This is a genomic window from Methylobacterium sp. WSM2598, from assembly GCF_000379105.1.
Classification (GTDB): domain Bacteria; phylum Pseudomonadota; class Alphaproteobacteria; order Rhizobiales; family Beijerinckiaceae; genus Methylobacterium.
Genome location: NZ_KB900609.1, coordinates 4,029,683 through 4,046,345 on the forward strand (window position 1 = coordinate 4,029,683; position 16,663 = coordinate 4,046,345).

General features: G+C 73.2%; 15 protein-coding genes and 1 CRISPR repeat array. Of the genes, 2 read left to right on the plus strand and 13 right to left on the minus strand.

Annotation, left to right across the window (positions count from 1 at the left end):
• Nucleotides 1–77 precede the first annotated feature (77 nt).
• Nucleotides 78–953, plus strand: a complete 876-nt coding sequence (locus MET2598_RS0119300; RefSeq protein WP_018262000.1) for a 3-keto-5-aminohexanoate cleavage protein — start codon at nucleotides 78–80, stop codon at nucleotides 951–953.
• 3 nt (nucleotides 954–956) lie between these two features.
• Here MET2598_RS0119300 and MET2598_RS0119305 read toward each other — a convergent pair whose 3' ends face one another.
• The 7 genes from MET2598_RS0119305 to MET2598_RS0119335 all read right to left on the minus strand — a co-directional run bounded on the left by MET2598_RS0119305 (nucleotide 957) and on the right by MET2598_RS0119335 (nucleotide 8,421).
• The gene (locus MET2598_RS0119305) at nucleotides 957–1,811 is read right to left on the minus strand and encodes an alpha/beta fold hydrolase (RefSeq protein WP_018262001.1); all 855 of its coding nucleotides are present in this window, start codon (nucleotides 1,809–1,811) and stop codon (nucleotides 957–959) included.
• Nucleotides 1,812–1,977: 166 nt separating this feature from the next.
• Nucleotides 1,978–2,997 carry a TRAP transporter substrate-binding protein gene (locus MET2598_RS0119310; RefSeq protein ID WP_012331636.1) on the minus strand — a complete coding sequence of 340 codons (1,020 nt, stop codon included), beginning with the start codon at nucleotides 2,995–2,997 and terminating at the stop codon, nucleotides 1,978–1,980.
• Entirely contained in the window at nucleotides 2,994–3,824 is an 831-nt protein-coding gene (locus tag MET2598_RS0119315) for an SDR family NAD(P)-dependent oxidoreductase (RefSeq protein ID WP_018262002.1), read from the minus strand. Before MET2598_RS0119315 ends, MET2598_RS0119310 begins: the two co-directional genes overlap by 4 nt.
• A gap of 110 nt (nucleotides 3,825–3,934) precedes the next feature.
• A complete protein-coding gene (locus tag MET2598_RS0119320; RefSeq protein ID WP_012331634.1) occupies nucleotides 3,935–5,293 on the minus strand; it encodes a four-carbon acid sugar kinase family protein in 1,359 nt (452 codons plus the stop codon).
• Nucleotides 5,290–6,561 (minus strand): ribulose-bisphosphate carboxylase large subunit family protein, encoded by a 1,272-nt coding sequence (locus MET2598_RS0119325; protein ID WP_012331633.1) that lies wholly within the window; start codon nucleotides 6,559–6,561, stop codon nucleotides 5,290–5,292. The genes MET2598_RS0119320 and MET2598_RS0119325 overlap by 4 nt, the downstream gene beginning before the upstream one ends.
• A 5-nt stretch (nucleotides 6,562–6,566) precedes the next feature.
• The gene (locus MET2598_RS0119330) at nucleotides 6,567–7,355 is read right to left on the minus strand and encodes an SDR family NAD(P)-dependent oxidoreductase (RefSeq protein ID WP_012331632.1); all 789 of its coding nucleotides are present in this window, start codon (nucleotides 7,353–7,355) and stop codon (nucleotides 6,567–6,569) included.
• Between the two features lie 58 nt (nucleotides 7,356–7,413).
• Nucleotides 7,414–8,421 carry a TRAP transporter substrate-binding protein gene (locus tag MET2598_RS0119335; protein ID WP_018262004.1) on the minus strand — a complete coding sequence of 336 codons (1,008 nt, stop codon included), beginning with the start codon at nucleotides 8,419–8,421 and terminating at the stop codon, nucleotides 7,414–7,416.
• Between the two features lie 288 nt (nucleotides 8,422–8,709).
• On the opposite strand from MET2598_RS0119335, the gene MET2598_RS0119340 reads away from it, so the two are divergent.
• The gene (locus tag MET2598_RS0119340; RefSeq protein WP_012331630.1) at nucleotides 8,710–9,600 is read left to right on the plus strand and encodes a LysR substrate-binding domain-containing protein; all 891 of its coding nucleotides are present in this window, start codon (nucleotides 8,710–8,712) and stop codon (nucleotides 9,598–9,600) included.
• Between the two features lie 124 nt (nucleotides 9,601–9,724).
• A CRISPR array of direct repeats spans nucleotides 9,725–10,288; the repeat unit is 31 nt; unit sequence GTTTCAATCCGCGCCCCCGCGAGGGGGCGAT.
• A gap of 181 nt (nucleotides 10,289–10,469) precedes the next feature.
• Here MET2598_RS0119340 and cas2 read toward each other — a convergent pair.
• The 6 genes from cas2 to MET2598_RS42225 all read right to left on the minus strand — a co-directional run bounded on the left by cas2 (nucleotide 10,470) and on the right by MET2598_RS42225 (nucleotide 16,542).
• Entirely contained in the window at nucleotides 10,470–10,760 is a 291-nt protein-coding gene (gene cas2 / locus MET2598_RS0119345) for a CRISPR-associated endonuclease Cas2 (RefSeq protein WP_018262005.1), read from the minus strand.
• A gap of 31 nt (nucleotides 10,761–10,791) precedes the next feature.
• Nucleotides 10,792–11,352, minus strand: a complete 561-nt coding sequence (gene cas1 / locus MET2598_RS36920) for a CRISPR-associated endonuclease Cas1 (protein WP_084673876.1) — start codon at nucleotides 11,350–11,352, stop codon at nucleotides 10,792–10,794.
• 80 nt (nucleotides 11,353–11,432) lie between these two features.
• Nucleotides 11,433–12,416: a type I-C CRISPR-associated protein Cas7/Csd2 gene (gene cas7c, locus MET2598_RS0119355; RefSeq protein WP_018262007.1), complete on the minus strand. Its 984-nt coding sequence runs from the start codon at nucleotides 12,414–12,416 to the stop codon at nucleotides 11,433–11,435.
• Nucleotides 12,409–14,205, minus strand: a complete 1,797-nt coding sequence (gene cas8c / locus MET2598_RS0119360; protein ID WP_236728913.1) for a type I-C CRISPR-associated protein Cas8c/Csd1 — start codon at nucleotides 14,203–14,205, stop codon at nucleotides 12,409–12,411. The genes cas7c and cas8c overlap by 8 nt, the downstream gene beginning before the upstream one ends.
• A 2-nt stretch (nucleotides 14,206–14,207) precedes the next feature.
• Entirely contained in the window at nucleotides 14,208–14,888 is a 681-nt protein-coding gene (gene cas5c, locus MET2598_RS0119365; RefSeq protein WP_036270446.1) for a type I-C CRISPR-associated protein Cas5c, read from the minus strand.
• 505 nt (nucleotides 14,889–15,393) lie between these two features.
• Nucleotides 15,394–16,542 carry a CRISPR-associated helicase/endonuclease Cas3 gene (locus tag MET2598_RS42225; protein ID WP_051086518.1) on the minus strand — a complete coding sequence of 383 codons (1,149 nt, stop codon included), beginning with the start codon at nucleotides 16,540–16,542 and terminating at the stop codon, nucleotides 15,394–15,396.
• Nucleotides 16,543–16,663: the final 121 nt, after the last annotated feature.

The following is a 16,663-nucleotide window of genomic DNA, read 5'->3' on the forward strand; positions in this document are numbered from 1 at the left end:
AAGCGGGCGAGGCCGCTTCCCCCGGCGCGCGCGCCGACGCACAACAGGAGCGTGCGGCGACACGGGAGGAGACGCGCATGCCGGTCTGGATCGAGGCCGCCCTGAACGGGCCCTGGACGCGGGCCCGCCAGCCGCGGATGCCGCTCACCGTGGCGGAATGCGTGGCGGACGGCGTCGCCTGCGCGCGGGCGGGCGCCGCCATCATCCACGTCCACGCCTACGACCCGGCGACGGGGCGGCAGAACGACGATCCGGAGGTCTACGCCGCCATCATCGAGGGCATCCGCGCGGTCGAGGACGTGATCGTCTACCCGACCCTGCCCTTCATCCAGTCGGCGGAGGCCTTCCGCCCCGGGGCGCTGGAGGCGCGCTTCGCGGCCGTCGAGGCGCTCGGCCGGCGCGGGCTGCTCGAATGGGGCGTGGTCGATCCGGGCTCGACCCACCTCGCCACGGCCGAGGAGGCGGCGCGCGGGGAGCCAGGCTCGGTCTATCTCAATCCGGGCGAGCACGTGCTGCGGGGCCTCGCGCTCGCGGCGCGGTTCGGCGCCGTCCCGAGCTACGCGATCTACGAGCCGGGCTTCCTGCGCCTCGGCGCGATCCTGGCGCGGGCGGTGCCGGGCTGCCCGCCGCCCGTCTACCGCTTCATGTTCTCGGACCGCTTCACCTTCGGCTTCCCGCCCGCGGAGTACGCCCTCGACGCCTACCTGCGCCTCCTCGCCTCCGCGGCGCCGGGCAGCCCCTGGATGGTGGCGGGCCTCGGGGTCGACGTCAGGCCGCTGGCGGCCGAGGCCGTGGCGCGGGGCGGCCACGTCCGGGTCGGGCTGGAGGACGCGCCCTTCGGCACCGAGACCGGCAATCCGGCCCTGGTCGAGGAGATGGCCGGGCTGGTGGCCCGGGCGGGCGGGCGGCCCGCGACGGCCGCGGAGGTCCGAGGCGCGCTCGCGGGCCGCTGAGCCTCAGGGCTCCTCGCCGAAGAAGCGCAGGAGTTCGTCGCAGAGCCGCTCCGGCTGCTCCTCGGGGATCCAGTGGCCGCAGGCCGGGACGGTGCCGCCGCGGACGTCCTCGGCGACGCGCCGCAGGGACGCGATGCACTCGCTCCCGCGCCCGAAACCCTCCTCGCCGCCGAGCGCCAGCACCGGCATCCGCAGCTTGCCGGCGCGGGCGAGGATCTCCCGGTTGTCCTCCGCGTCGACCGGCAGGGCGCGGTAGAAGGCCAGCATCGCCCGGAAGGCGCCGAATTGGGTGTAGGTGCGCAGGTATTCCTGCTGGTCGGCCTCCGGGATGCTGGTCGGGCGCTGGCCGTAATGGTCGAACAGCCAGCGCAGCACGAGGTGCTCGCGCCCGGCGCAGAGCGCCTCCGGCAGGTCGAGGGTGCGGAAGAAGGCGTGGTGCCAGCGCCGCCCCCCTTGCGAGAAATCCGCCCCGTCGCCGGGGATGACCACGTCGAGGATGGCGAGCCGGCGCACCGCCTCCGGGTGCTGGGCCGCGAGCGAGAAGGCGACGGGCCCGCCCCAATCGTGCCCGACGAGGAAGAAGCGCTCGATGCCGAGATGGCCGCGCACCAGCTGCCAGAGGTCCCCCGCCAGGGTCTTCTTGTCGTAGCCGGTGGCGGGCCGCGAGGAATCGCCGAGGCCGCGCAGGTCCGGGGCGATCACCCGGTAGCGCCCGGCGAGGCGCGGGATGACGTGGCGCCACTCGTGGGAGGTCTGCGGGATGCCGTGCACGAGGACGACCGCGTCCCCCGCCCCGGCGTCGAGGTAGTGCAGGCTCACGCCGTCGAGGTCGGCGAAGCGGCGCGCGATGGCTGTCATGGTCGGGCTCCTCAGCATCCTCCCGCCGGCCGGGACCGGCCGGTGCCGAAGGGGTCACCGGCTCGGCGGCGAACCGAAGGTCCGCGTCGGCGAAAAACGATGCGACACCGCGAGACCGAGCAGAATGGCCCCATGCCATTCTGCTCGGTCGGGCGGCGGCGGGCGCTCAGGCGAGTTCCCCGCTCGTCTCCTCCAGGATCGCCCAGGCCTCCGGCCCGAACTTCGCCTTCCACTCCTTGTAGAAGCCGGACTTGGTCAGCGCCTCGCGGAAGGGCGCCGGGTCGACCTCGTTGAAGATCAGCCCCTTGGCGGCGAGGTCGGCCTTCAAACCCTCGTTCTGCCGCGCCACCTCCTCGCGCTCCGCCAGCGCCGCCGCGTTGACCACGCGCGCGAAGGTCTCCTGCAGGTCGGGGCTGAGCTGGGCCCAGGCCCGGCGGTTCATCAGGAACCACCAGCCGTCCCACATGTGGTTGGTGAGCGAGCAGTACTTCTGCACCTCGTACAGCTTCGCCGCCGAGATGATCGCCGGCGGGTTCTCCTGCCCGTCCACGATCCGGGTCTGCAGCGCGGAATACACCTCCGCGAAGTTGATGCCGGTCGGCGAGGCGCCGAGGGACTTGAACAGCGAGGTCCAGAGCGCGCTCACCGGCACCCGGATCTTGATGCCCTTGAGGTCGGCCGGGGTCACGATCGGCCGGACGCTGGTCGTCACCTGCCGGAAGCCGTTGTCCCAGATCGCGTCCATGACCACGAGGCCGGACTTGGCGATCTGGCCGCGCAGGTGCGCGCCGAGCCGGCCGTCGAGGGCGCGCCAGAGCGTCGGGTAATCCTTGAAGGCGAAGCCCACGCCGGAGATCGCCGCCGCCGGGATCAGCGTCGAGAGCACGTTGACGCCCGAGAGGGTGAAGCACTCGAGCGCGCCGGAGCGCAGCTGCGAGAACATGTCGGAATCGCCGCCGAGCTGGTTGTTGGGGAAGAGCTGCAGCTCGACCCGGCCGCCGGTGGCCTCCAGCAGCGCCGCCGCGGCCTTGCGGGCGTGGACGTTGAGCGGGTGCGCCTCCGGGACGTTGGTGCCGAGCTTGAACGTGAACTCGGCCGCGCGGGCGAAGCGCAGGGGCAGCGCCGCGCCGATCGCCGCCGTGGCGCAGAGGGCGGCGAAGCGCCGCCGCGACGGGTTCGTGGTCATGGGGTTCCTCCGTTCGTCGTCGTTGGCGTCGGGGCCGCTCCGGCGGCGGGGGGCGCGGCGCGCTTGAACATCAGGCCCGCCGCCCGGAAGCCGCCGTCGACGTTGAGCGTGTGGCCCTGGACGTAGCGGGCCTCGTCCGAGCACAGGAAGACCGCGGCGTCGGCGATCTCCTCCGGCGTGCCGTAGCGGGTCATCGGGATCAGGTAGCCGTAGGCCGCCCGGGTCGCCGCGTCGTGGGCGAACCGCGCCATCTCGGTCTCGATCGCGCCGGGCGCGATGTTGTTGACGTTGATGCCGTGCTCGGAGAGTTCGACCGCCATCACCTTGGTGAGGAGTTCGAGCCCGGCCTTGGCCGCCCCGTAGGCCGCCCGGCCATCGCCGCCGCGCTGGCCGGACAGCGAGGCGATGTTGACGATCTTGCCGCCGCCGCCGCGGACCATCTCCCGGGCGCAGGCCTGCGCCACCAGGAAGGCGCCCGTCAGGTTGATGCCGATGATGCGGTTCCAATCCTCCAGCCGCGTCTCCAGGAAGGGCGTGTTGCCCCCGACCCCGGCATTGTTGACCAGGATGTCAAGGCGCCCGTGCCGGGCGAGGATCGCCTCCACCATCGCGGCGATGGAGGCCGGATCGGCCACGTCGACCGCGACCGCCATGGCGCGCCCGCCCGCCTCGGCGAGGCCGGCCGAGGCGGCCTCGGCGCCCGCGCGGTTCACGTCGGCGATCACGAGGGCGGCGCCCTCCCGCGCGAAGGCCCGCGCCACCGCGAGCCCGATGCCCCGCGCGCCGCCCGTGACGAGCGCGACCTTGTCCGCCAGTCTCCCGGTCATCCCGTCCCTCCCCGTGTCGCGGCCGCTCCTGCCCTCGGCCGGGATCGTCCGCTGGTCTCTCGGCCGCGCGTCTCAGCGCGCGTCTCAGCCGCGCGTTTCAGCCGCGCGTTTCAGCCACCCTTGGCGGCCACGAAGAAATCGGGGCGGCCGACCTGGCCGCCCTTGAGGGCGAGTTCGAGCCCCGCCGGCGCGCCCTCGGGGCCCAGGGCCCGGCAGAGCGGCGCGCCGGGCGCGAGCGGCGCGATCGCCGCGAGCGCGTCGATGCCGAGTTGCGCGGCGGCCCGCCCGGACGTGTCGCCCCCGGCGATCACCCCGCGGCCGAGCCGCCCCTCGCGCAGGACCCGGTTCAGGATCGCCCCGAGCCCGGCGCCGAGGCGCGCGTCGACCGCCTCCTGGGCGGCGCCCGCCGCGCGCACGGCCTCGCGCAGGCGCGCCACCGCGGGATCGTCCGGGCCCTCGGCCGTGGTGACGAGCGGGTCGCTCCCCTCCCCGAGGGCCGCGAGGGCCGCCTCGGCCGCCCGCCCGACCTCGCGCGCGAAGGCCGCCGGATCGACGGCCCGGGCCGCGTCGAGGGGGATCACGCGGAAACCCTGCGCGCGGGCGAAGGCGATCTGCCCCTGGGTGACCGGCGAGACCGAGCCCGAGACGGCGGCGATCCGCGCGACCGCGCCCGGGCGCGGCGCGGGCGCCGCGGGCGGCAGCAGCCCGGCCCGCCGCCAATGGGCGACCAGGGCCGCCTCGAAGCCCTGCGAGCCGATGCCGAAGACCGGCCGGCCGCCCTCCTCCCAGATCAGGCGCCCGGCCGCGGCGAGCGTCTCGGGGTCGAGCACGTCGAGGGAGACGATGCGGGCGCCCGCCGCCCGCGCCCGGGCGAGGGCCGCGCCCCCCTCCCCCCGCTTCGTCGCCGCGAAGTCGACGAGGCCGACCGGCAGCGCGGTCTGGCGGGCGAGGTGGCGGCCGAGATCCGCCTCGTCCATGGGCGTGACCGGGTGGCGCGCCATGGTCGGGTGGCGGTCGAGGCGGTGCCCGTCCTCGCCCGCCATGGCGAAGAGGTTGCCGAAGCACTGGTAGCGGCCCATGCCGGGATCGGCCACGACCATCGGGATCCAGGCCGGGGCGAGGAGCCGCGCGCCGATCTCGGCCGCGCGGCCGATCGAGCCGACATGCGGGGCGGAATCGAAGGTGGAGCAGACCTTGTAGTGCAGGACCGGCGCGCCGAGCGAGGCCAGGAGCCGGAAGACCGGCGGCAGGTGCTCGTCCATCCAGGCCGGCGCCGCCGCCCGGGCCATGCCGGCGATGCCCACCGCCCGGGCGGAGGAGACGGCGGCGAGGCGCTCCGGGGCGGGCGGGGCCAGGAACAGCACCGTCTCCAGCCCCGCGAAGGCCAGAACCTCCATGGCGGCCGAGGAGCCGGTGAGGTCGTCGCCGTAGAAGGCGACGAGGGGCCCGTCCGGCAGGGGCGCGCTCACGCGGCGGCCCCGAGCGCGTCGCGCAGGGCCGGGCGCTCGCGCGCGTAGGCGTCGAGGGGGATGCCCGCCACCGCCGCCTCCCAGGCCTCGCGCAGGGCTTCGACGCCCGCCGCCGGCCCGCCCGGATGCGCCATGATGCCCCCGCCCGCCGTGACGATGAGGTCGGTCCCGCCGAGCGCCCGGTAGGTGCCGGGGGCCTGCCGCACCGACTGGCCGGAGGAGAAGACCGGCATGGCGAGGCAGGGCTTGTCGGGGAAGAGCGGCGTCAGGCAGGTGCGCGCCGAGGCGACGACGCTGTCGTCCGGCTCCGCGAACTTGTTGGCGAGGCCGTTGACGTGCATGTGGTCGGCGCCGGCGAGGCGCCAGATCTTCTGCCACGCCACGTAGGACCAGCCGAGCAGCGGGTGGCGCGAGAGGTAGCCCCAGCCGTTGCGGTGGGCGTGGATCGGCAGGGCGCTGAAGCGCCCGAGCTCGATCATGCCGACGAGGCCGACGGAGTTGAGGCTCGCCATCAGGCAGGTGGCGCCCTCCGCGACGAGCAGGTCGTGCCGGCGGCGCATCTGGTCGAGGTCGCCGGTGAGGTTGAAGGCCACCATCACGGCCCGGCCCGTGCGGTCCCGGTGGGCGCGCACCTCCCGCATCACGGCGCGCACCCGCGCGTCGAAGGGGCAGTGCGGCCCGTCGGCCTGCAATTCGTCGTCCTTGATGAAGTCGATCCCCCCCGCGCAGAGGCTGGCGACCAGGGCGGCGGTCTGCTGCGGGTCGAGGCCGACGCTCGGCTTGATGATGGTGCCGATGAGCGGCCGGCCCTCGATTCCGGCGAGGCGGCGGGTGCCGGCGACGCCGAAGCGCGGCCCCGGATAGGCCCGCGCGAAGGCCTCCGGAAGGCGGATGTCGAGGAGGCGCAGGCCCGTGACCGGCTTCAGCTCGAACAGGTTGCCGGCCACCGTGGCGAGGAGGTTCGGCAGCGAGGGGCCGAGATTGTCGAGGGGCCAGGACAGGGTGAGGCGGGCGCGCCGGGCCGCCGCCCCGGCCGGGATGCCGGCGGAGGGCAGAGCGGGCGCGGCGACGGCCTCGTCGAGGAGGTCGAGGCGCTCGATCCGGGCGGCGGCGCGCGCCTTCAGCTCGGGCGTCTCGCCCGGGACGGGCACGAAGGTGCCGCTCGACTGCTCGCCCGCGATGATCTCGGCGGCCCGGCGCGGGTCGACGACGCTCTCCAGCAGGTAATCGGCCTCGATCCGGGCCGGCGGGGCGGGGACGGGCTGCACGGCGCTCACCCGGCCCGGCAGGAGAGGCCGCCATCGACCGGCAGGCTGACGCCCGTGATGTAGGCCGCGTCGTCGGAGGCGAGGAACAGGGCGGCCTTGGCCACGTCCCAGGCCGTGCCCATGCGGCCCATCGGGCAGGCGGCGTCGCGCGCCCGCACCATCTCCTCGGCGTCCCGGTACTGGCCGGAGATCTGCTGGAAGATCAGCGGCGTGTTCATCAGGCCGGGCATGATCGCGTTCGCCCGGATGCCGTCCCGCGCGTATTGCAGGGCGAGCCCCATGGTGAAGTTGTTCACCGCCGCCTTGGCGGCGTAGTAGGCGGCGTAGGGGTAGCCGGTGTAGCGGATCGCCGCGATCGACGAGACGTTGACGATGGCGCCCGCGCGCCGGGCCAGCATGTGCGGCAGCACGTGCTTGCAGGTGAGGAAGCAGCCGGTGACGTTGAGGTCGAGGGCGCGCTGCCAGTCCGCCTCGTCGAGCTCGACCGGCCCGCCCATGGTGGCGTGGCCGACATTGTTGTGCAGCACGTCGATGCGGCCGTGGCGGGCGGCCACCTCGTCCACCACGGCCTTCACGGCGGCGGAATCGGTGACGTCGCAGGCGGCGGGGCGCGCCCGCCCGCCCTCGCCGGCGATGATCCCGGCCGTCTCCTCGGCGGCTGCCCGGTTGATGTCGACGCAGATCACCTCGGCCCCGTTGCGGGCGAAGAGGGCGGCCGCGGCCTTGCCGTTGCCCCAGCCCGGGCCGGCCGAGCCGGCCCCGAAGACGATCGCGACTTTGTCCTGCAGACGCATGTGCCCTGTCCGAGTGCGGGGGATGGGGAGGTGGCGCGGGCCGGCCCGGGGACGCGCCTCACCCGAGCTTGCCGGTCGTCGCCTCGAGCAGCGACCACGCCTCGTCGCCGTAGCGCTTCTGCCATTCCTGGTAGAAGCCGGAGGAGACCAGCCGCTGCCGGAAATCGGCGTTGGCGACGGTGTGGAATTGCAGCCCCAGGCTCTGCAGCCTGTCCTGCAGGGTCGCGTTCATGTGCTCGACCTCGCGGCGCTGCACCAGGGCCTCCTGGTTGATGGCGCGCTCCAGCATCTCGCGCAGGTCGGGCGGCAGCCGCTCCCAGGCGCGGCGGTTGGCCAGGACCCAGAACCCGTCCCACATGTGGTTGGTGAGCGAGCAGGATCGCTGCACCTCGTACATCTTGTCGACGAGGAGCCCGATCAGCGGCTGCTCCAGCCCGTCCGCGATCCGCGTCTGCATCGCCGAGTAGGTCTCGGCCCAGGGGATCGAGACCGGGGCGGCCCCGAAGGCCTTGAACATCGAGGTCCAGAGCGGCGAGGGCGGCACCCGGATCTTGAAGCCGTTGAAGTCGTCGGGGGTGCGGATCGGCCGGGTCGAGGAGGTGGTCTGCCGGAAGCCGTGATTGTAGGACTTTTCAAGGCAGACGAGGTTGGCCTTGGCGAAGGCGCCCCGGATGTGCTGGCCGAGGGGGCCGTCGAGGGCTTCCCAGACCTTGTCGTAGCTCGGGAAGGCGAAGCCGATCCCGCTGATCGAGGCGACCGGCACCAGGGTCGACATCAGCACCCCGGTCTGGGCGAAGAGTTCGAGGGCGCCCGAGCGCAGCTGGCTCAGCATGTCGGCGTCGGAGCCGAGCTGGTTCTTGGGGAAGAGCTCGATCCGCACCCGCCCGTCGGATTCCTGCGCGACCCGGTCGCGCACCCGGCCCATGGCGAGGTTGAGCGGGTGATCGCCCGAGACGATGTTGCCGAATTTCAGCCGGAACTCGGGCTCGGCCGCCCGGGCGACGTGCGGCGCGGCGAGCGCCGTCGCCCCGGTGAGCAGGAGGGTGCGGCGGGTCAGGCGGGACATGGGTCTCACCTCCGGGTCGGGGGCGGGGCGGGACGCGGCCGGGGCGGCGCGGATCCCGCCCGGCGGCCGCGCCGCCTGGCTCGCGCGGGGCCGCCCGGGGGTGCGGGGCGGCGCTGCCGCGGCTGCGCCGCGTCCCGCCGCCCTCGCCCGTTTCCACCCTGATCGTGTTCTCAGGGGCAAGGTGGCACGCGGGAGCGCGCGCGGCCACTCGACTTCGGCGCCGCGATCCGTGAAGAAATCTCACAGCAGCCGCGACCGCCCGCGGCGCCGGGCCACCCGGAGGGGCCGATGCCGCTGTCCCGTCTTCCGCTCAACGCGCTGCGGGCCTTCGACGTGACGGCGCGGCTCGGCAGCATGAGCGCGGCGGCGGGGGAGCTCGGGGTCACGCACGGGGCGGTGAGCCGCCACATCAAGGCGCTGGAGGCGCAGCTCGGCCTGCCGCTGCTGGAGCGGCTGCCGCGGGCGGTGGCCCTGACGCAAGAGGGCGCGCAGCTTGCGGCGAGCCTCGCGGACGCCTTCGACCAGATTCAGCTCGCCGTCTCGCGCGTGCAGCCCGGGCCGCTGACCCTGTCGTGCTCGGCGACCATCATGATGTACTGGCTGATCCCGCGGCTGGAGACCTTCAAGCAGGCCCATCCGGCGGTGGAGCTGCGCCTCAACATCAGCTACGGCGAGGTCGACTTCGTCCGCGACGGGATCAGCGTGGCGATCCGCACCAGCATGTACCGCCCGCCGGCGACCGCGCGGGCGCGGCCGCTGATCGCGGAGGAGATCGGCCCGGTCTGCCACCCGGATTACGCGGCGCGGCTCGGGCTCGCGGGGCCCGACGACCTGGCGCGGGCGCGGATCCTGGCGACGGCGACGCGGCCGCAGGCCTGGGCCGAGTGGGGGCGGGCGATCGGCCGGCCGGATCTCGGCATCGTGCCGCAGGAGAGCTACGGCCACTTCTACCTGGTGATTCAGGCGGCGGCCTGCGGCCTGGGCCTGGCGCTGGCGCCCCGCCTCCTGGTCGAGAGCGAGATCCGGGCCGGCCACCTCGCGGCGCCCTTCGGCTTCACGCCCGGCCCCCATCGGCTGGAGCTGTGGATCGCCGAGCACCTGCAGGCGCGGGCGGACCTGCGCTGCCTCGTCGCCTGGATCGCGCGGGCGATGGGGCCGGACGGGGATCGCCCGGGCTGAGGGCGGAGGCTGCGGCGGGGCGACGGTGATGCGCGCCCCGGATGATCCCCCCTCCCGCAGCGTGTCCATTGGCGCCCCGCCAGGGGGAATGGGCGTGCGCCCGGTGACGCGGGGCGCGCCCGTTTTTTCAATCCGCGCCCCCGCGAGGGGGCGATGCGTGTCGCCGGGCAGCGACCAGGCGCCGACGGCGTTTCAATCCGCGCCCCCGCGAGGGGGCGATCACCGCACCTCGATGATCGCGGGCACGGTCGCCTTGTTTCAATCCGCGCCCCCGCGAGGGGGCGATGTCGACATTGTTGAGTGCCCAACCGTTGTTCATATGTTTCAATCCGCGCCCCCGCGAGGGGGCGATGCGCGGTTCGCCTCCTCGATCGTTGTGGCGTTCTTGTTTCAATCCGCGCCCCCGCGAGGGGGCGATCCGAGCACGACGCGCGCCTCCCCGATGCCGAGGTTTCAATCCGCGCCCCCGCGAGGGGGCGATCTGCGAGGAGCAGGCCCGGCGCGCTTACCGCCAAGCGTTTCAATCCGCGCCCCCGCGAGGGGGCGATGTCGGGACGGTCGGCCGCCTCCTCTACTTCCCGCGCCGGCTCACGTTTCAATCCGCGCCCCCGCGAGGGGGCGATTCGACAGGTCGGGGTGGTTGGGGGCAAAAACCCGGTTTCAATCCGCGCCCCCGCGAGGGGGCGATGGCGCCACTCTAACCAACGGCCGGATCAGCGCAATTCCGGCCGTCCGCGCGAACCGGCCGGACAGCGGCGTGCGGCGGCCCGCGGGGTGGAGGGCACGATCCTGATTGGCTTGGTTGGTCAGCGCGTTACGTCCTGCGCGAACCGTCCGGGAGACGCCTGGGCGCTTGCGGTTCGCGCGCCTCAGAAGACGAGCGGCCCGTCGAGATCCAGGATGGGCTTGGCGCCGACATGCTCGATGCGCCGTCGCCCCTCGGCACCGAGGCGGTAGAAGCGCAGGGAATCGCGCTGCGGGTCGATCAGTCCGACGAGGCGGTCGCGCAGGGCCGTCCATTGGGCCGGGTCGACCTCGCACGCGAAGTCCGAGTTCTGCACACGCTGCCCCATGTCGAGACAGGCACGGGCGACGCGGCGCAGCCGGGTGCGCCCGGCCGGCGTCTGGGTGTTCACGTCGTCGGTGACGAGCATCAGCACGCGTCATTCCCCCTTCGGCCCGCGCCCGGGCTCATCGCCAGACGAAGGCCGGGTAGCCGTCGAGGTCGCCGCGCAGATGCCGGGCGAGAAGCTGGGCCTGCACATGGGCCTGCACCTGGGCCACGAGGCCGAGCGGCATCGTCTCGTCGAGGAAGGGATGGCGCAGGTCCTCGCGCTTGCGCTCCTGCCACGCTCCCAGGACGGTCCGCCGCGCATCGTCGGTGAGGCGCACCCCGCCGGCCTCCTCGATGCGGAAATCCTCCGCCCCGAGCTGGCGGCGATTGACGAGGCTGAGGGCCAGTCGGTCGGCGAGGACCGGCCGCAGCTCCTCCATCAGATCGAGGGCGAGGCTCGCGCGACCAGGGCGGTCGGCATGCAGGAACCCGACCTGCGGGTCGAGCCCGTGCGCGTCGAGCGCGGAACGGCAATCGTGCCCGAGCAGCGCATAGAGGAAGGACAAGAGGGCGTTCATCCGATCGAGCGGCGGCCGGCGCGAGCGGCCGGAGACGCGAAAAGCCGGGTCGTCCCGCCTCACCAGCGTGTCGAACACACCGACATAGACCTGCGCGGCCTCCCCTTCGAGGCCGCGCAGGTCTCGACGCCGACCGCCCCCTCACGCGATCAGCCGTGCCCGAGGCCAAACTGCCTCAGACTCGGCAGAATGGGGCGGGCTCACCACTCGGTCACCTCGATCCCCTGCGGCAGCCCCTCGCGATCGACCGTGATGGCATAGTCGGCGAAGCTGCGGGCCGGCGGCCAATTGTCGGTCCCGGGGGCTCCGATCTCGTGCACGGACCCCTTGTGCGCACGCAGGGTCCGCACCCGCTCGAACAGGGACTGGGCCGGCGCATTGCCAAGGGCCGAGGCGTGGCGGAAGACCACCAGCCGGCGCGTCGCCATCTCGCCGCGGGTGGCCGAGCGATCATGCTCGAACATGTTGCGCAGCGCCTCGAACAGGAGGGCGAGATCCCCGTCCGAGAAGCCCGTGCCCTTCACCGGATGCGAGGCGAGCGGCGCCGAGACGTAGCCGTGGGCGCGGTAGAGCCCGTAGGGCACGATGTGCTTGCGGCCCATGGTGCGCTTGTCGCCGCGCTTCTCGGCCTCGTCGTCGCCGTCCTGCCGCTCATTCCTCTCCGCCTCGTTGGTGGCGGCCATGCGGGTGATCGAGACTTCGAGGGGCAGCACCGGCTCGACCGAGCGGGCGAAGGAGACCTGCACCGGCCCGCGCACCTGGCCGGCATTGATGCCGGTCGAGAGCACCGCGCCGAAGGTGCGGATGTCGAAGAAGTTGTCGTACATGAAGCGGCGGATCAGGACCGCCTCCTCGTCCGACTTGGGCGTCAGCTTCTTGTCGGTCCGGGCCTTGGGGTCGTCCGGGCGCAGGGCCAGGTAGGCCTCGCGGTGCTTCTCGTTCAGCACCGCCCCCTCGGTCACGTAGATCCGGTTGCGGATCGGGTCGCGGCCGTCCGCCTCGGCGGCCATCTCGACGTAGTTGCGCACCTTGCGCTTCAGGCAGACGTCGCTGACGAGGCCGTGCCCCGTCTCGGGGTCCATGCGCGGCATGTTGCCGGCATCGGGATCCCCGTTCGGGTTGCCGTTCGTCACGTCGAAATAGAGCACGAAATCGTGGCGGCGCTGCAGGCCCGCGTCAGCCATGGGGGGTCTCCTCCGGGTCCGTGCCGGTCGTCGTCGGGGAATCCGTCTTCTTCTCGGGGCGGGTGCCGCGCTCGTGGTAGTAGCCGACGGCGAAGCGCCCCTGCGCCTCCAGGGAGAGGACGCGCGGCAGGTCGGGCGGCAGCCTCTGCATGATCTCGGCCACCTTGGGCTCGATCCAGCCGCCCAGGCCGCGCTTGCGCGCGTCGGCGACATGGGTCTTCAGGCTCCGCAGCAGGGGGCCGAAGACGCGGGCGGGCGTGGAGGAGGCGGCCGCGTACCAGCGGTCGCCGATCGTGGTGTTGACGCCGGGAAGGGCGGTCCTCTGCGCCGCCTCCAGCACGGCGAAGAGGCGCCCGAGCTGGTAGGCGGGGTCGGTGTGGGCGGGATCAAGCGCCACGGGAAGCATCTCCCTCTCGCTGCGACGGTTCAGGCAGGCCTTGATGGCGGCGGCGTGCCAGCCGCGGCCCGGGTCGTCGCCGGCCCGCAGCCGCGCGATCGTCGCGGCGAGCCAGGTCCGCGGATAGGGCCGGTTTTCCAGGATGGCGCGGGTCACCTCGGCGGCGAGCCCGTGCGGGATGTTGTCGAATTCCTCCGCGAGGGCCGTCGTCTTCAGCAGGAGGCGCGCCGGCGAGGGCGGCTTCGCGCCCCAGCCGCGCGGCTTGGGCTCGATCGCGAGCGCCGCCGCGTGCGCGTCGAGGGCGCGTCTGAAGCTCCCGAACGTGCCGGCGAGCCAGTAGCGCACCACGACCCGCGCCATGTTGGGCGCGAGCCCGAGGACGAAGAAGGGCACGTTCTCCATCAGGTCCGGCCGAAGGTCCGGCGCGGCCCTGGCCTCCGCCACCGTGACGAGGGCCTCGCGCAGCGCCTGCGTCTCCCGCGCGTCGGTCGTCCCCGCCGGGCCCGGCCCGTCGCGCAGCGCGTCGCCGAAGATGTCCTCCGCGGCAAGCGCGATCGGCTCCGCCACGGACGCGTCGTAGGCGCCGGCATCGGCCCAGAAGGCGACGGTCGCGTCGGCGATCCGCAGCCGGTTCGGGCCGCCGCGCTGCAACAGGGCGTTCAGGGCCGCCCCGTACCGGAAGGCCGCCGCCGCGGAAGTCGGGGCGTTGAAGCCCTGGTCGTGCCCGTAGGACGTGAAGGCATCCTGGTTGAAGGAGACGAGCGGGATCTCCGCCGCGGCGCCGCCGTCGATGCCCTTCACCTTCGGGTGCAGCCGCACCAGGGGCAGGCGCGCGCCGCGCACGAGGCAGAACCCCTCCGGGCCGTCCTCGTGGGCGGCCCGGAGCCGCTCCACATGCGCCGCCGCCGCCGGGCGGTGATGGAGGGGCGCGGTCTCGCCGCGCAGCCGGAAGCCGAGATTGAGCGCCATGTGCCGGCTCTGGAGGCCGAGGGCCCGGGCCGCCTCCGGATCCGGCACCCAGGCTTCGACGAAGCGGCGCAGGGCCACGAGAGCGGGGTCGCGCTCCCCGGCGAGTTCGCGCAGGTGCAGATCGCGGAAGGCGGCGTGATCGCGCGCGGTCTTGGCCGGATCCTTCGTCCCGAGGCCGAGCGCGTAGGCGAGGTTGTCCCACAGGAAGAACGGCGTCGAGCCGGTGCCCGACCGCGAGAACCACTTGGGCATGCGGTCGAGCTGGGGCTTGCCCTTGGCGGTCAGGCGATCCGCGAGGCCGAGCGGCGTCCCGTCCTCGGCGAGTTCGAGGACGAGGCCGAGCGGTTCCGTCGACCAGCCGGGCGTCACGACCTCGCCGCGGCGTTCCAGCCGATCGTAATACCGATCGAGCGCCTGCAGCATCGTCACGACACGACCCCGTTCGCCGCCAGGCAGGCCCGCACGTCGAGGATCCCCTTCGAGAGCCGGGCGCGGAAGAAGCGGGCCTCGTTGCGGTCGGGACGAAAATCGATGTCGTAGAGCATCCAGCCGAGTTCGCGCTCGCGCTCCTCGGCGGGCAGGGCGCTGGCCGGCAGCGGCGCGCCGTCCGGGATCAGCGCGAACTCGGCCGGGCATTCCCGCGTCCCGAGACAGGGGCGGTGGAAGCACTGGCCGGCCGCGGCGCGGCGGTTGAACATGCAGATGTGCTTTACCGGCGCGTCGTCCCCGGCCCGCGCGGTCATCTCCAGATGGGCCTCGATGACGTAGCCGACATCGACCAGCATCGTCGCGGCGCGCTGCTGGCGCTCGATCTCCGCCGAGAGGCCGAGCCCGGCGAGCGTCCCGCTCCGCATCGCGCGCAGGGCCAGCGCCGTGCTCGCCTTCGCGCCCACCTCGTTGCGCCGGACGCTCGCGAAGCGGATCGGCTTCAGGACGTGGATGCGGTCGATGCGCCAGACGATGGCGGGCTTCCAGTGGATCGCCTCAAGGATGCCCCGGGCTGCCGAGGGCGTGGGGACATCGTAGGAGACGCGCTCCACCTTGGTCTCGGGCCGCGTGAAGAGCGCCCGCTCACCCCACACGTGCAACCGGACCCCGTATGTCATCGCACCCGCTTCCTCCCGAGTTACCTCAGCATACTCGCGTCTCCGCCGCAAGAGTTCTGTCCAAAAAATATTCTGCTGCGCGATCTTAAGCAATAGCAAGATACAAATTTGTCATGTAAACGGCCGCCGTATCTGCACCAGCATAATTCAAGAATGGCTTCTGAACTGCGAACGATATTTTTTCTGTCCTCATGACACGATAGACCGGTTGACACGCTGCGACCGAGAGCCGTGGAGTGGCTGCAGGCTCGACAACCGTGGCGATTCCACGGTCCGGCCATGGAGTGGCGGTGTTTCGGGGAGCCGGGCGGCGCACAGGCTCCTCCCTCGGACGCACGGGAAGCCCGGCCGCCCCGCTGTCAGGAGCTGTCAGGATCTGTTCGAGGCCCGACGACCTCCTCGCGACGTTCCATGAACGACACCGCCATTCCCACGGGGAGGCGCCTCCGTCGGGGCGCTGCGCGAGCGAAGGCCTCGCTCCCCACCCGTCGCGTCCGGTGCCGCATCACGGCGCATCCGCCTCCCCGTCCCGCGCGGCCGTGGCCCAGAGATCGATGCCGATCGTGGCGTCGTAGAGGTCCATGGTCGCGAACCGCGTGAGCACCTCCCCGCAGGCCGGGCTCACCGGCACGATCTCGCGCGTGGCGCACCAGCCCGCATGCACCTGCCGGGGAATGCCGACCGTGTAGGGGTGCAGCCGCCGCAGCGCCTCGCCGGTGGGGCGCTCCATGCCGGCGACCTCGGCGAGGGCCTGGACCGCCTCGGCGTCCCAGGGCACGACGACCGGCACCATCGCCTCGTCGATGAGCCGGAAGGCGCGGGCGACGCTCTCGAAGGGGAAGCCGCGCTCCAGGCCGTGGCGGCCGAACGCCGCGAGGATCCCGGCCTGACCGTCGATCTCGGCCGCGTCGAGTTCCGCGAGCCCGCGCTCCGCGTAGAGGAGACGGAAATAGGCCGCGATGGCGTCGGGACCGAGCGGGTCCGGGTGGTCCCGCAGCACGGGCCGGGCGGCCTGCTGAAAGGCCGCGAGGGAGCGGGGCGGCCGATGCGCGGCGGGCGTGAAGACCACGACCCGGCCGAGCGCCGGATGCAGCTCTCCGTTCCGGTTGCAGCGCCCCGCCGCCTGGGCGATCTGGTCGAGGCCCGCCTCGGCGCGCCAGACCTCCGGAAACGAGAAGTCGATTCCGGCCTCGACCAGGGAGGTGGCGACGAGCCGCACCGGCCTCCCGTCCTCGAGCCGGGCCTTGATCTCGGCGAGCACGGCGCGCCGATGGGCCGGGCACATCAGGGTGGTGAGGTAGAACGCGCCCGGCAGGCCGCGGATGCGGGCGAACAGCGCCCGGGCATGGGCGCGGCTGTTGACGATGCACAGCATCTGCTTCTGCGCCTCGAAGCGGGCCGCGACGACCTCGTCGCCGATCGGCTCCGGCAGCACCTCGACGGTGACGCGCCGGACCTCGTCGGCCAGCCTTTCCGGCCTCGGGGCGAGTTCGCGGTCGGCGCCGATCGGCAGGCCGTGATCGACCGGGCGGAAGCGCTCGCGCAGGGCGCCGTCCCGCACGCGAACGGCCGGTTGCGTCGCGGTGCACAGCACGACGGTGGCGCCGTAATTCCCGGTCAGTTCCTCCAGGGCGGCGAGGCACGGCAGCAGCAAGCGCGTCGGCAGAGTCCTTGGGTTCAAGCGGTCGTCGCAACACCATCTTGCACGGCAGCCAGCACAGCGTCGAGCGCCTCTGCCGGCGTCTTCCAGTTCAGCGTCTTGCGCGGTCTGCTGT